Below are 14,572 nucleotides of genomic sequence, written 5' to 3' on the forward strand. Positions count from 1 at the left end.
TTGCAGATGAAATGAGGCTTGTATTGAGAAATTGTGGGCATATTGACCCTGAAAATATAAAAGACTATATCACTCGGGATGGATATCAAGCTTTAGGTACTGTTGTAACTGAGTTAAAACCAATAGAAGTAATTGAGATAATAGAACAATCTGGGCTTAGAGGTAGAGGAGGAGCAGGTTTTCCAACCGGTTTGAAATGGAAGTTTACTCATCAAGCAGCTGGAAAAGAGAAGTATGTGGTGGCTAATGCTGATGAGGGGGAGCCGGGAACTTCTAAAGATAGATTGATTATGGAAGGAGATCCACATAGCTTGCTAGAAGCTATGGCTATTGCAGGCTATGCTATAGGTGCTAATACTGGTTATATTTATATTCGAGGAGAGTATCAACTAGCGATTAAGAGATTAAAGATTGCTATTGCTCAGGCTAAAGAGATGGGATTATTAGGTGAGAATTTATTTGACTCCGGTTTTAATTTTGAAATTAAGATTAGAGAAGGAGCTGGAGCTTATGTATGTGGTGAAGAAACCGCTTTATTAAAATCGATTGAAGGAGAGAGAGGAGAACCACAAGTAAAACCACCTTATCCTACTAATGAAGGTTTATGGGGCCAACCTACTTTAATCAATAATGTAGAGACTTTGGCTAATATTGCGGTTATTATTAGAGAAGGTGCAGAATGGTTTAATGAAATTGGAACGGAGGGATGTCCTGGAACTAAAGTCTTTACTTTAAGTGGAGATGTAGAGAATGAAGGAATAATTGAATTACCTATGGGAACTCCATTAAGAAGGATCATAGAAGGCTTTGGAGGCGGTATGGTTGATGATAAGGAGTTTAAGGTAGCACAGAGTGGAGGTAGTTCGGGAGGATGTATGCCAAAAGAGTTATTAGATACTCCTATGGATTATGATTCTTTAGCTGAAATTGGAATGACTTTAGGTTCAGGTGCGTTATTGGTTATGGATGAGACGCACTGTATTGTTGATATAGCTAAATGTCTTATGCAATTTTTTAAACATGAATCTTGTGGTAAGTGTGTACCGTGTCGCGAAGGAAATAAAAGACTTTATAATAGATTAGATAAAATATCAAAAGGTGAAGGTGAGTTAGAAGATTTAGAGAGGTTAAGAGATTTAGCAGATACTATGTCCAAGACAGCCCTCTGTGGTCTAGGGCAGATGGCTCCAACTTCAATTTATACTACTCTTAAGTATTTTAAGGATGAGTATTTAACCCATATTGAAGATAATAATTGTACTACTGGTAGTTGTCGAGGTCTAGTTGATTTGGAAGTGCAAGATAAAAGAGGGGGAAAAGACTATGGAAATAATAATTGATGGACAGAAGTGTGAAGCTGAGGCAGGCCAAACAGTATTAGAAGCAGCCCAACAAATAGGAATCAAAATCCCAACTCTTTGTTATCTTAAGGAAGTCAATGAAATTGGGGCTTGTAGAATCTGTATAGTAGAAATAGAAGGTAAGGGCTACCAAACAGCTTGTACCTTTCCGGTCAGTGAAGGGTTAAGAATTAAAACTACCTCTCCTGAGATTAGAAGGTTAAGGAAGTTAAATTTAGAGTTGATCTTGGCTAATCATCCGCAGGACTGTTTAAAGTGTGAGCGGAGTACTAATTGTGAATTACAGAGTTTATCTAAGGAGCTAGGAGTAGAAAAGGTAAGATTTGCTCAAGACTCTGGTGGTTATAAGTTAGATCAGAGTACTCCCTCTATTGTACGAGATTATAATAAATGTATTAAGTGTCGACGTTGTGTAAGTGTTTGTGAAAAAGTACAAGGGGTTAAGGCTTTATATCCTAATCAACGTAGTTTTAAAGCAATAATTTCTCCTGGTTATAAGCAAGAATTAAAGGATGTGTCATGTGTTTTATGTGGTCAATGTATCCATGCTTGTCCAGTAGCAGCGATTAAAGAAAAAGATGATACTGAGCGAGTTTGGCAAGTATTAAATGATGAAAACAAGCATGTTGTATTACAAATAGCACCAGCTGTGAGGGTTGCCTTAGGAGAAGAATTTGAGTTGCCCCCGGGTACGCCAATAACTGAAAAGATAGTCACAGCATGTCGCCGATTAGGGTTTGATAAAATCTTTGATACGGTATTTTCAGCAGATTTAACAATTGTCGAGGAAGGTCATGAGTTATTAGCTCGTTTAAAGAATGATGGTCCTTTACCACTATTTACTTCCTGTAGTCCAGGTTGGATTAAATATATTGAGCATTTTCATAGTGATTTATTAGATCATCTTTCTAGTTGTAAGTCACCTCAACAGATGTTTGGAGCATTAGCTAAAAGTTATTATGCTGAAACTGAAGGGATAGAGCCTGAAAATATAGTAGTAGTTTCTATTATGCCTTGTACAGCTAAAAAGTTTGAAGCTACAAGAGAAGAGATGGAGGTAAATGGGAATAGAGATATAGATATAGTACTTACTACTCGAGAATTAGCAAGAATGTTGAGGGTTTGTGGGGTAGATTTAATGAAATTACCCGCTGGAGAATTTGATGCTCCACTTGGAATTACTACTGGAGCTGGAGATATCTTTGGAATAACTGGTGGAGTAATGGAAGCTGCATTGAGAACAGTTTATGAAGAGGTAACAGAAAATGAATTAGAAAAGTTAGAGTTTAATCAGGTCAGAGGCTTTGAAGGGGTTAGAGAAGCAAGTATTGATTTAGCTGGTCAAGAAGTTAATGTAGCAATCATCAATGGTTTAGGCAATGTAGATGAGGTATTAACGGCTATTAAAGAAGGAGAAAAGGAGTATCACTTTGTTGAAGTTATGAGTTGTCCTGGTGGATGTATTGGTGGAGGGGGCCAACCAATCCCAACTACTGAAGAGATTATAGTCCAACGTGGAAAGGGATTGTATGATATTGATCAGGCTAAAGAGATTAGAAAATCGCATGAAAACCCTATAATAAAAGAGATATACAAAGATTATTTAGGAGAAATTGGTGGTCAAAAAGCTCATAATCTATTGCATACTACTTATCAAGAGAGAGATCAATATTAAGATTAGAAAGATTAAGCCTGATATTAACATAAATAGAGTTGAAAATAATAATATATACATAAAAAGATGTTTCATCTGAAGCAGCTTTCTATGTAGGTATTCTCTATTAAAATGGCGAAGTTATTTAAAGAGCAGATTTTAGGGTAAATAGATCAGAAATTAGACCATTTAGAAGCCTATCTAAAGTGATAGGCTTCTAGTAGTAATAAGGAGGAAGAATAAATGGGCCAAAACTTTATTAATGATGAGCAGATTAAGGGGATTTTAAATAAGGTTGAACCAACAGGAGAGAAGATTGATAGGATTATTGAAAAATCTTTAAATAAGAAGAGATTAAACAGAGAAGAAACCGCTTTATTGTTACAGGCAGAAAGAGAAGAATGGCTAGAAAAGATCTTTGCTGCAGCTAGAGAATTGAAGAATGAAATCTATGGAGATAGAATAGTATTATTTGCTCCACTATATATTGGGAATAAATGTATTAATGACTGTAAATATTGTGGTTTTAAATCTTCTAATCAAGAGGTTGAGCGTTGTACCTTATCTAATCAAGAGCTGGAAAGACAGATTAAGGCATTAGAGGAGCAGGGCCAAAAGAGATCGATCTTTGTTTATGGAGAACATCCTGATTACGATGCAGACTTTATTGCTGAAACTGTTAAAACGGCCTATCAAATAAAGGATGACGGTGAGTTGAGGCGGATTAATATTAATGCTGCTCCTTTGGATGTTGCAGGGTATAGAAAGTTAAAAGAGGTGGGAATTGGAACTTATCAGATCTTTCAAGAGACTTATCAACAGCAAACTTATCAACAGGTTCATCCTAGCGGGCCAAAGTCAGACTTTGAGTGGAGGTTGACTGGGTTAGATCGAGCAATGGAGGCTGGACTTGATGATGTAGGGATTGGTGCTTTATTTGGTTTATATGATTGGAAGTATGAAGTGTTAGGATTATTAGAGCATACAATTCATTTAGAAGAGACTTATAATGTTGGCCCGCATACAATCTCCTTTCCTAGATTAAAGGAAGCTACTAACTTAGAAGTTGATGATAGATACTTAGTAACTGATCAAGAATTAAAGCGTATAGTGGCTATTTTGAGATTGGCAGTACCGTATACAGGTTTGATTTTGACAGCTAGAGAAGAACCTAAGTTGAGACAAGAGGTAATGGAGCTAGGAGTTTCTCAGATTGATGCAGGAACTAGGATTGAAATGGCAGGGTATACAGATTTTAAACAGGAACAAGATATTAAACGGGAGCAGTTTAAATTAGGTGATACTCGTTCTTTAAATGAAGTGATTGATGAGTTAGTTAAGGATGGTTGTTTACCATCTTTTTGTACTTCTTGTTATCGATTAGGAAGGACTGGAGAGCATTTTATGGAATTTGCTAAACCAGGATTTATTAAAAAATATTGTACACCAAATGCCTTATTAACTTTTAAAGAGTATTTAGAGGATTATGCTTCTCAGGAAACAAAAGAGATAGGAGAGAGATTAATTCAAGCAAAAGTAACAGAGATTAATGAGCAACAGCTTAAAGAGCAAGTGGTTGATAAATTGGAATTGATAGCTGATGGAGAGCGTGATCTCTACTTTTAAACAGCTTAAGTTTAAGGTTAAGTCTAAGTCAAGCGTAAAAAACATAAGGGCTCTTAGTTCTTACTTGAACTTAGACTCAAACTTAGGATATAGATCAATTAGTGTTGAGAAAGTAGGTGATTAAATGGCTTTACGTGATAAATTTATTACGACTGGTGGAGAGAAGAATTCAGTCTTGCTCTGTTCTTCAACTCATCATCTGTTAGAGGCAAAGCATCATTTAAGCTCATCTGGAGTTGAAATAGAATTGGTTCCTGCTCCCTCGGGGATTGGCTCTGCTTGTACGACAGCTATTCGTTTTGTTCGAGCTAAAGAAGATTTAGTAAGGAAGTTACTAGAGGATAGTTCAATTGAGTGGACAGGTATCTATCCTATTGAGAAGAAAGATAGGATAGATACCTGGGATGGTTTATGGCAATTAAATTTAGGAAGTGAATTTGAGAGGATATTACAGAAGGTTGCTCAAGATCAGGTATTGAGTAAAGAAGAGATTATTATTCTTTTACAAGCTCAAAGGAGTGATGAGTTGACGGCTTTATTTAAAGCAGCAAGCAAAATTCGAGCAGAAATGTTAGGAGCTACAGTTGATCTTCGAGCAGCAATTGAGTTTTCAAATTATTGTATTAAAGGTTGTAACTACTGTGGTTTACGGAGTAAACAGCAGATTAACCGCTATCGAATGAGTAAACAAGAGATCATCTCTGCTGTAGCAGAGATTAATCAATTAGGGATAGAGACAGTTATTTTACAATCTGGAGAGGATCCCTGGTATACAACTGATAAAATTATTGAGATTATTCAAGAGATCAAAGATAAATTTGGGATGAAGATTACTCTCAGTTTAGGAGAGAGGAGTAAGCAGGAGTATAAAAAGTTTAAAGAAGCAGGTGCTGACAATTATTTACTAAAGCTTGAAGCAGCTAACCGTAAACTCTTTAAACAGCTACATCCAGATGATCAATTTAAGGTAAGGAGGGAGCATACTAAATGGTTAAAAGAGCTAGGGTATATTACTGGATCAGGTAATATAGTTGGTTTACCAGGCCAAAAGATAGAGGATTTAGCTGCTGATATTCTATTTTATAAAGAGTATGGGATTCATATGATTGGGATTGGCCCATTCTTACCAGCTAAAGGAACCCCTTATCAAAATCATCCACCAGGGGATTTACTGTTATCTTTAAAAACAATTGCTGTAACGAGATTGGTCTGTCAAAATGTTTACATCCCTTCTACCACAGCTTTAGCATCTTTGGCAGAGGATGGGTTGACTAGAGGCTTAGAGGTAGGGGCCAACGTAATTATGCTGATTATGACTCCAACTATTTTAAGGGAGAAGTATCAGATTTATAGTGGTAAGAATATGGTTGGCTTAAAGACAGCGATTAGCTCAATTAAGAAAGCTGGAAGGGAAGTTCCTGGATATATTAAACAAGGGATTTAAAGAAGTTACGAGAATGCTGTATACATTGTATACAGCTTATTTTTGATTGCAAAGTAAAGGATTATTACAAAATAGTGTAACTTCAATTGATAATTGATAGTTTAAAATTGATAGTTAAAATTCAAAACCTAAACCTGTTAAACCCTTTATAAATAAGGGGTAATGTGCTTTTTTATGTTTTATGGTTTTCTAACTATCCACTATCAATTATCAATTATAAACTGAAGCTTTATATCAATTAAGGGAGGGAATAATATGGAGAGTACACCACAAGCTAATAGAGTGCATATTGCATTATTAGGAAGAAGAAATGTTGGTAAGTCTAGCTTAGTCAATTCTTTAACCAATCAAGAGTTAGCAGTCGTTTCTCAAGTAGCAGGAACTACTACTGATCCTGTTTACAAAAAGATGGAGCTATTGCCTTTAGGGCCCGTGGTAATGATCGATACTGCTGGAATAGATGATCAGGGCCAACTAGGAGAGTTGCGTGTTAAAAAGACAAAGGAGGTTCTAAGTCGAACCGATTTAGCTTTATTAGTAATCGATCCTCAAGTTGGGGTAGGTGATTATGAGCAGAAATTATTAAATGAGCTACAAGAACGAGAGATTCCTGTAATTGGTGTTGTAAATAAGATAGATAAAGCTAAAGAACTTAATTTAAAAAGCTTGATTAAGCAGTTGGGTATCAAGCTTTTATCAGTTAGTGCTAAAGAAGGAACTGGGATTGAGCAATTAAAGAAGGAGATTGCCATATCTGCTCCAGAAAATTTTGAAAAAACGGATCTTATTGGCGATTTAGTTAAACCTTATGATATAGTTGTATTAGTAGTACCAATAGATATTGCTGCTCCTAAAGGAAGGTTGATTCTACCTCAAGTTCAAACCTTGCGGGATTTGCTTGATAATAATGCTCAAGCTTTGGTAGTTAAGGAGGATGGATTAGAGCAGGCAATAGCTAAGTTAAAAGATCCACCTCAGCTTGTGGTGACTGATTCACAGGTTTTTCAGGAGGTAGCTGCTAATTTAGCTGCAGAAATTAAACTAACAGGTTTTTCTATTCTGTTTGCTCGTTATAAGGGTGATTTAGAAATTTTGACTAAAGGAGTCAAAGCTATTAAAAACTTGCAACAAGGAGCTAAGGTTTTAGTTGCTGAGTCATGTACCCATCATCGAACAACAGAGGATATAGGAACTGTTAAAATTCCAGCTTGGCTTGAAGAAATAGCAGAAGCTGAATTAGAATTTAATCATGTAGCTGGTCGGGAATTCCCACAAGATTTGACAGCATATGATTTAATTGTTCAATGTGGAGGATGTATGACCAATCGCAAAGAAATATTATATAGAGTAAAATTGGCTGCTAGTTTAGGAATTCCAATTGTCAACTATGGAATCTTGATTGCTTATCGGTATGGGATTTTAGAGCGAGCTTTAGAGCCATTTCCAAATGCAAATAGAATTTGGCAGAATAAATCAAAGGAGGAGCAGGATGATTTATCTAGATAATGCAGCTACTACATGGCCTAAACCAGAACAGGTTTATCAAGCAATTGATGATTTTATGAGAAATTATGGGGCCAACCCTGGACGAGCTGGACACCAGATGGCTAATCAAGCTGGAGAGATAATCTATACAACCAGAAAATTACTTGCTAAATTATTTAATGCTGAGCAAGCTCAAGAGATTATCTTTACAGGTAATGCCACTGAAGCGTTAAATTTGGCAATTAAGGGATATTTAAAACCAGGTGAACATACAATTACTACTAGTTTGGCCCACAATTCTATCTTGCGTCCAGTCAAGGCATTAGAAAAGCAAGGGGTAGAAGTATCAATTGTAGATCCTAATCAACAGGGCCAAATCCAAGCTAAACAGATCAAGAATTCTATTCAAGAAAATACTAAGTTAGTAGTAATGGGCCATGCTTCTAATGTAACAGGAACTTTATTACCGATTGAAGAAGTTGCTCAATTATTGGTAGATTCTGAGGTTAAGTTATTGGTTGATGCTGCTCAAACTGCAGGTGTTTATCCGATTGATCTACAGCAGTTAGAGATTGATATGCTAGCATTTACTGGTCATAAAGGATTATTTGGCCCGCAAGGAACGGGAGGGTTATATCTTAAAGAAGGGGTTGAATTAGAGCCACTAATGCAAGGGGGAACTGGTAGTTATTCTGAAGATGTAAATCAACCACAGTTAAGGCCTGATTGCTATGAAAGTGGAACACCAAATACAGTTGGAATTGCTGGTTTAAAAGCAGGAGTAGAGTTTGTATTAGCAGAAGGGTTGGATAAGATTAGAAGGCATGAAGAGAAGTTAGTAGCGTATTTACAAGATGAATTAAAACAGATACCAGAAGTAACTTTATACGGGCCAATGGATTTAAAGCGACAAGTTCCACTCTTATCATTTAACCTTGGGCTTGAAAATGCAGGAGAAATTGGTTATATTTTAGATAAGGTTTTTAATATTGCGGTTAGGACTGGATTACATTGTGCACCTTTGGTTCATCAAAGTTTAGGAACTTTAGAACAAGGAGTTATCAGAGTAAGCCCGAGTTACTTCAATACTGAAGAGGAGATGGAAGAATTTATTATGGCAATTAATGAAATAGCAGATGAAATTTAAATACTAAATAATAATTAAATAAGGAGATTGATATGAGAGGAACAATAGTTAATACATTAGCAATTATACTTGGAGGAAGTTTAGGAGTCTTATTAGGAAATAGACTAGCGGAACGATTTAAAAAGATTGCAATGCAGGGATTGAGCCTAGCAGTTTTATTACTAGGTCTTAAGATGGCTTTAGGAACTGAAGATCCAGTCTATATTATCTTTGCTTTATTGTTAGGGGGATTAATTGGAGAAGGAATTAATATTGAACAGAGGTTAAATCAACTAGGTAAGTGGTTTGAATCATTATTGAAGAATCAAGGACGTATAGCAGAGGGATTCGTGCAATGTAGTTTGATTTATTGTGTAGGAGCAATGGCTATTATGGGTGCTATCCAAGATGGCTTACAACAGGATCCTTCTACATTATATGCTAAGTCATTATTAGATGGTTTTTCTGCAGTTGCTTTTGCTTCAACATTAGGAGTAGGTGTTATTTTATCAGCTATACCTGTCTTTATTTATCAAGGTTTGATTAGTTTATTAGCTTCTCAAGTTAGAGTGATCTTGACTTCGGCTGTAATTACTGAAATGACAGCTGTCGGTGGATTGTTGATTTTTGCTATTGGCTTGAATCTGTTGGAAATAACTGAAATTAAAGTGGGTAATTTATTACCGGCTATTGGTGTAGTTGTAGTTTTAGTATACTTATTTTAGTAATTTTATATAATAAAATTATTTGTTATATTTATTAGAGAGATTAGTAGTTAAAATATAATTAAATCATAATTACTAATTATAATTTTTATTTCCTATGGTAAAAAAAAAAGGAAAAAGTTTTTTTGTGTAGAATATGTGTACTAGATGTTAGATTATTAAAAATGGAGGGGCAGTAATATGTCATATTATAAGCAAAAAGAGAAAATAACAGTTAAAATTGTTCCTCATACACAGCGAGATATGTTTACATTGCGGTTATCTAAAAAATTGATCAAGTTTATCTGTACCTTGATAATAATTAGCTTATTAGGCTTAGTTGGAGCATTGTATTATTATAATCGGCAATATGGTCTTTCTCTACAAAGAATTGATCAATTAATTCATTATAGAGAAGAGAATGTTGAATTAGCTGAAAAAAATCAATATTTACATGATAAGTTGGCCCAAATTTCCCAAGAGACAGAGAAGATAGAAGTAAAGTTTAATAATATTAAACAGGAAAATGCGAAGATTAAAGAATTAATAGACTCTCAAGAAGAATTTAGTAGTCAAGAGTTTGAATTTGATAACTCAGATGATTATTCAGTTCAGACAGTTGATTACAATCAATTCAATGGTTCTAGCAAAGAGTTAGTTGAACATACCGAATCTACTATTGAGCGACTACAGAACTCTTTACCACAAAAAAAGCAAGAGTTAGATTATTTAGAGAGGGATATTGAAGAGTATAGAGATTATTTAGCTGCTAGACCAGAAGGATGGCCACTCAAAACTGAGGATAGGAGAATAACGTCTGCTTTTGGAGATCGCTTTCATCCAGTCTTAGAGCGGATGACCTTTCATAATGGAATTGATATAGCAGTTTGGTATAACAATGAAGTAATTGCTACTGGAAATGGAGAAGTAGTTGAAGCTGGAAACAAAGGTGGATATGGTCGAGTTGTGGTTATAGATCATGGCTTTGGTTATCGAACCTTATATGCTCATAATAATCGAATATTAGTTAATGTTGGCGATAAAGTAAAACGAGGCGAAACAATAGCTTTATCCGGAAACTCTGGTAGAAGTACAGGGCCACACCTTCATTACGAAGTACATTTTAATGGCGAACCACTTGACCCAATTGACTACATAAAATAAGAATAACCAATTGAGATAAGGAGGCTAAAAGTAATGTTTGGAAGTAAAAAGAAAAAGAAGAAGAAGGTTAAAAATCCTAAAGATGTAGGAACTGTAATAAGTGCTGGGACAAAGATTCAAGGAGAAATCAAAGTTGAAGAATCAATTAGGATTGATGGGGAGATAGAAGGAAAGCTAAAAGCTGAAGGTGATATCTTCATTGGCAAGCAGGGTAAACTAAGAGCAGATGTTGAAGGTGACGATATAATGATTGCAGGAGAAATAGAAGGAGATGTTACAGCAGCAGGTAAATTAGAAATTGTTAGTACTGGAAAGCTGATTGGTGATATCTCTATTTCAAATTTAATTATCCATGATGGAGCTATATTTAAAGGGAATAGTACATCTAAAATGGCTGAAAGTAAAGAAAAAGAAACTAGCAACAAAGAAAGTAGTAAAAATAATACTAATAAAAAAAAAAGAACTAAATCAGCTTAAAGTAACAGAGACTACAGATGAGCAGAGTTTAAAAGAGGCTTTAAAATTAAGGCAAGAAGTATTTGTTAAAGAACAAAAAGTTCCTGCAAAATTAGAATTTGATGGTAAAGATAAAGAAGCAATTCATTTTGTAGCCTTCTTGGCTGATGAAGTAGTAGGGACTTGTCGATTGTTAATGGGTAATGGATCTGGCAAATTAGAAAGAATGGCTGTAAAAAAAGAATGGAGAGGATACGGAATAGGATCCGCTCTATTAGCTGAGGTTATTAAAACAACTAAAAAAACAAAGTTATCTCAAATTAGTATTCATGCCCAATTACAAGCTAAAGATTTTTATCTAAACCAAGGTTTTAAGGCGGTGAATGAAGAAATTTTTGTAGAAGCAGGAATTGAACATATTAAAATGAATATGAAGTTATAGAACTAAGGATTTAATCTTTTAAAGGATTAAATCCTTAGTTGATTTATTATTGGTTAAATTTTCTGACTCCTTGGATTAGAGAGTAAGAAATTATCTTAGCCATTTTAACTACTAAACTTAATCTCGTACTTTGTAGAACGAAATATTCCATGTAACCTGAAACATTGACCAGGCCTGTTATATGCATATCACCGACTTCAGGTAATTTTTTATCAACACCAGAGCCAGGTTTTAATGGCCCTTCATTGACACAGATTGAACCTACACTACTGCTCTTTCCTAAGCCAGCATCAATAGCAATAATGAATGAATCAGGATGTTTTTGCTCAATAAATTCCAACTTATCATTTAAATTGGTAGCATGAATAGGAGAATTTAAGGTACCAAAGACGTTGAGATTGTTGTTCAACTTAAAATTAGATAATTTTGAACCTGTTAGAGGGCCTAAAGAATCTCCTGTTGAGCGATCGGTTCCAATACAGATAATTGCTAATTTTTGTTTGAGGGGGTTATAAATCTTTCTTAACTGGTTATTGATTATCTTTTTAAGATTAGTCATTGCTAAAGGGTCGTCGATATGTACTCGATTCCGACTCAATAGTTCTTGGCGATTAAAGCTGGTCGATTTAGTAGAGGATATATTTTGATAACTTAAATAACAATTTTGACAGAATATTTTTTTGTCTGCAATAAATTTTAATTCATTTAAGGGTTTTCCACAGTGACAACAGTTTACTTCTCTGCTAGTCTTCATTATTCTCCCCCTTACTTTACTGTATGTAATCTATACGTTTAGGCTGTTAAAATCATTAATGAAGCTTTAGAAGATCTATAATCGTAGTTTATTCTTTACTTACCTTTACTGTATGTAATTTCTCCTCTGATTAAACTGTAAATTATTACCTTGACTTATTAAATTTAAGAGTAATATAGATTTGTAGAGGGGGGATTACTTTGAAATTGGGAGTGATTATAAAAATAGCAGTAACTTATATTGGAGCGGTAATAGGAGCAGGATTTGCTTCGGGCCAAGAAATATTTCAATTCTTTATTATCTATAGAAATAATGGGTTACTAGGAACTGTCTTAGCAGGGGTAATCTTTAGTATACTAGGTGTCAACATTGTTTACATTGCCAAAAATTTAAATGTAGCTAATTATCAACAACTATTTTACAGGCTTGCTGGTAAGAAGTTAGGTTTTATAGCTGACTTCTTTTTTACCTTATTTTTATTAGGTAGTCTGGTTGTTATGTTGGCAGGAAGTAAAGAGATAGCTAGCTTTTTATTTAGTCTCAATTTCAACTTCGGAATCTTAGTTTCAATGATAATAGTAGTGTTGGCTAATTATTATGGATTAGAAGGAATTATGAAATTAAATCTATTATTGATCCCTTTCTTAATTATTGTTACTTTAGTTGTAATTAATGGTTTGATAACTGGATTTGAAGTCGATTTAACTATAGTTAATCTTGAACTAGATTGGATATTTTCTTCTTTTGTTTATAGTGGATATAATCTGATTTTAGGGTTAACAGTCTTGCTTCCATTAGCAATCAAATCACAGAAGAAGGAGTTGACTGTAGGGGTTATAGCAGGAGGATTATCATTAGGAATGTTAGCCTTTTTGATCGGCTATGTATTGAATCAATTTTATCCTCAGATATTAAATAGTGAGATTCCAATGTTAGAAGTGATTTTAAGCTATAGAAAGGACTTGTATTATATTTATGCGATTACATTATGGTTAGCGATGTTAACAACTGCTAGCTGTAACTTATATGGTTTATTAGATAGGATTGAGTCAACGGTTAAATTAAGTAGAGAAAAGATATTACTTATTATTATGATATTAGTTGGCCCGGTTAGTAATTTATCCTTTGCTAGATTGATTGGGCTGATCTATCCTCAACTAGGAAAAGCTAGTTTAGTTTTATTATCAGTATTAATTATAAATTATCTGTATCAAAAGAGAATTTAATAAGGAGTTGTTTACACTAATATACTGATGTTTAAATTTGTTTAAATGGTTTTAAAATCGGAATATAGGAGGAAGATAATGGATAGGTTAAGTAATGTTTTAGATCGGATTTTTAAATTGGCTACAGTAGATTTATTATCGGCTGCAATTTTACAACAGATTGGACTAGCTTTTTTACAACTAGCTGCGATTTTAGTGGCTACTAAGTTATTATTGCGATTTGGATATTTTTTGATTGAGAGATTATTTGAAGAAAGAGAAGGGTATGGAAAGTATACCAAACAGAGAAATAAGACTTTAAATTTTGTTTTAAAAAGCGCGTTAAGGTATTCAATCTATTTTATTGGAGGAACGATGGCTTTAGATGTAGTGGGCGTTCCTACAAGTTCTATATTAGCAGGTGCCGGAGTAGTTGGTCTAGCTTTGGGTTTTGGTGCTCAGAATTTAGTTAAAGATGTAATCACAGGTTTTTTTATTCTCTTTGAAAAGCAATTTGTAGTTGGTGATTATGTTAAGATTGCTGAGGTAGAAGGGATTGTAAAAGAGATAGGTTTAAGGGTTACTAAAATTAAGAACTTTGATGGTGACTTACATATTATTCCTAACGGTAATATTGAACAGGTAACTAATTTTAGTACAGAAGCAAGAAGGGTTGTGGTCAATGCTCCAATTGATTATGACCAGAGTATAGAGGAAGCAATTGATGTTTTAGAACAATTATCCAGTGAATTAAAAGAGGAGTATCAACAGATAAAGGAAGGGCCAACAGTACAAGGAGTAGATAAGTTAGGTGATTCTAGTGTTGAAATTAGAGTGATTGCAATGGTAGACCCAATGGATTCATGGCAGATAGGAAGAGTTATAAAACAGCGGATTAAAGAACGATTTGATCAAGTTGGGATTGCAATTCCGTATCAACATTTGACTATCGTGAATAAAGAGTGACTTAAGTCTAAGTCTAAGTTCAAGTTTAAGTAAGAACTAAAACCTTGGTTTTTAGTGGTTGACTTAACCTTAAGCTTAGGCTTAAACTTAAACCGTATAAAATGTTTAAAATCAAAATTTAGGATAAAGAAGCTTGAATTTCAAAAAAATTCTTTGTATACTGTTAGTTGAAGCTAAATTTGGGA

13 protein-coding genes are annotated in these 14,572 nt (G+C 34.4%); 12 read left to right on the forward strand and 1 reads right to left on the reverse strand.

Annotated elements, in window-relative coordinates; genetic code table 11:
- Positions 1-11 precede the first annotated feature (11 nt).
- From nuoF to MWH28_RS04530, 10 genes are all read left to right on the forward strand, one after another.
- Entirely contained in the window at positions 12-1,340 is a 1,329-nt protein-coding gene (gene nuoF, locus MWH28_RS04485; RefSeq protein WP_248618098.1) for an NADH-quinone oxidoreductase subunit NuoF, read from the forward strand.
- Entirely contained in the window at positions 1,324-3,036 is a 1,713-nt protein-coding gene (locus tag MWH28_RS04490; RefSeq protein ID WP_248618099.1) for an NADH-dependent [FeFe] hydrogenase, group A6, read from the forward strand. The genes nuoF and MWH28_RS04490 overlap by 17 nt, the downstream gene beginning before the upstream one ends.
- A 222-nt stretch (positions 3,037-3,258) precedes the next feature.
- Complete coding sequence (gene hydG / locus MWH28_RS04495; RefSeq protein ID WP_248618100.1) at positions 3,259-4,641, forward strand: [FeFe] hydrogenase H-cluster radical SAM maturase HydG; 1,383 nt, start codon at positions 3,259-3,261, stop codon at positions 4,639-4,641.
- Between the two features lie 124 nt (positions 4,642-4,765).
- A complete protein-coding gene (hydE, locus tag MWH28_RS04500; RefSeq protein ID WP_248618101.1) occupies positions 4,766-6,085 on the forward strand; it encodes a [FeFe] hydrogenase H-cluster radical SAM maturase HydE in 1,320 nt (439 codons plus the stop codon).
- 255 nt (positions 6,086-6,340) lie between these two features.
- Entirely contained in the window at positions 6,341-7,591 is a 1,251-nt protein-coding gene (gene hydF / locus MWH28_RS04505; protein WP_248618102.1) for a [FeFe] hydrogenase H-cluster maturation GTPase HydF, read from the forward strand.
- Positions 7,575-8,717 (forward strand): aminotransferase class V-fold PLP-dependent enzyme, encoded by a 1,143-nt coding sequence (locus MWH28_RS04510; RefSeq protein WP_248618103.1) that lies wholly within the window; start codon positions 7,575-7,577, stop codon positions 8,715-8,717. The genes hydF and MWH28_RS04510 overlap by 17 nt, the downstream gene beginning before the upstream one ends.
- A gap of 32 nt (positions 8,718-8,749) precedes the next feature.
- Positions 8,750-9,421: a DUF554 domain-containing protein gene (locus MWH28_RS04515; RefSeq protein WP_248618104.1), complete on the forward strand. Its 672-nt coding sequence runs from the start codon at positions 8,750-8,752 to the stop codon at positions 9,419-9,421.
- A 180-nt stretch (positions 9,422-9,601) separates the two neighbouring features.
- Positions 9,602-10,564: a M23 family metallopeptidase gene (locus tag MWH28_RS04520; protein ID WP_248618105.1), complete on the forward strand. Its 963-nt coding sequence runs from the start codon at positions 9,602-9,604 to the stop codon at positions 10,562-10,564.
- Positions 10,565-10,597: 33 nt separating this feature from the next.
- The gene (locus tag MWH28_RS04525; protein ID WP_248618106.1) at positions 10,598-11,041 is read left to right on the forward strand and encodes a bactofilin family protein; all 444 of its coding nucleotides are present in this window, start codon (positions 10,598-10,600) and stop codon (positions 11,039-11,041) included.
- A complete protein-coding gene (locus MWH28_RS04530; RefSeq protein ID WP_248618205.1) occupies positions 11,013-11,462 on the forward strand; it encodes a GNAT family N-acetyltransferase in 450 nt (149 codons plus the stop codon). The genes MWH28_RS04525 and MWH28_RS04530 overlap by 29 nt, the downstream gene beginning before the upstream one ends.
- Positions 11,463-11,508: 46 nt before the next feature.
- Here the strand turns inward: MWH28_RS04530 and yyaC are convergent, their stop codons facing one another.
- Complete coding sequence (yyaC, locus tag MWH28_RS04535) at positions 11,509-12,216, reverse strand: spore protease YyaC (RefSeq protein ID WP_248618107.1); 708 nt, start codon at positions 12,214-12,216, stop codon at positions 11,509-11,511.
- A gap of 200 nt (positions 12,217-12,416) precedes the next feature.
- Between yyaC and MWH28_RS04540 the strand changes: the two genes are divergently transcribed.
- Positions 12,417-13,442 carry a YkvI family membrane protein gene (locus MWH28_RS04540; protein ID WP_248618108.1) on the forward strand — a complete coding sequence of 342 codons (1,026 nt, stop codon included), beginning with the start codon at positions 12,417-12,419 and terminating at the stop codon, positions 13,440-13,442.
- Between the two features lie 78 nt (positions 13,443-13,520).
- On the forward strand, positions 13,521-14,387 hold the full coding sequence (locus MWH28_RS04545; protein WP_248618109.1) for a mechanosensitive ion channel family protein: 867 nt from the start codon (positions 13,521-13,523) through the stop codon (positions 14,385-14,387).
- The last annotated feature ends 185 nt before the right edge of the window (positions 14,388-14,572 follow it).

The sequence above is a fragment of the Natroniella sulfidigena genome (assembly GCF_023223645.1).
Taxonomy (GTDB): Bacteria; Bacillota; Halanaerobiia; order Halobacteroidales; family Halobacteroidaceae; genus Natroniella; species Natroniella sulfidigena.

What these genes read in the sequence shown, in the direction of transcription:
- nuoF (WP_248618098.1), top strand. Translation starts at nt 12, where the DNA reads ATGAGGCTTGTATTGAGAAATTGTGGGCATATTGACCCTGAAAATATA.
- MWH28_RS04490 (WP_248618099.1), top strand. Translation starts at nt 1,324, where the DNA reads ATGGAAATAATAATTGATGGACAGAAGTGTGAAGCTGAGGCAGGCCAA.
- hydG (WP_248618100.1), top strand. Translation starts at nt 3,259, where the DNA reads ATGGGCCAAAACTTTATTAATGATGAGCAGATTAAGGGGATTTTAAAT.
- hydE (WP_248618101.1), top strand. Translation starts at nt 4,766, where the DNA reads ATGGCTTTACGTGATAAATTTATTACGACTGGTGGAGAGAAGAATTCA.
- hydF (WP_248618102.1), top strand. Translation starts at nt 6,341, where the DNA reads ATGGAGAGTACACCACAAGCTAATAGAGTGCATATTGCATTATTAGGA.
- MWH28_RS04510 (WP_248618103.1), top strand. Translation starts at nt 7,575, where the DNA reads ATGATTTATCTAGATAATGCAGCTACTACATGGCCTAAACCAGAACAG.
- MWH28_RS04515 (WP_248618104.1), top strand. Translation starts at nt 8,750, where the DNA reads ATGAGAGGAACAATAGTTAATACATTAGCAATTATACTTGGAGGAAGT.
- MWH28_RS04520 (WP_248618105.1), top strand. Translation starts at nt 9,602, where the DNA reads ATGTCATATTATAAGCAAAAAGAGAAAATAACAGTTAAAATTGTTCCT.
- MWH28_RS04525 (WP_248618106.1), top strand. Translation starts at nt 10,598, where the DNA reads ATGTTTGGAAGTAAAAAGAAAAAGAAGAAGAAGGTTAAAAATCCTAAA.
- yyaC (WP_248618107.1), bottom strand. Translation starts at nt 12,216, where the DNA reads ATGAAGACTAGCAGAGAAGTAAACTGTTGTCACTGTGGAAAACCCTTA.
- MWH28_RS04545 (WP_248618109.1), top strand. Translation starts at nt 13,521, where the DNA reads ATGGATAGGTTAAGTAATGTTTTAGATCGGATTTTTAAATTGGCTACA.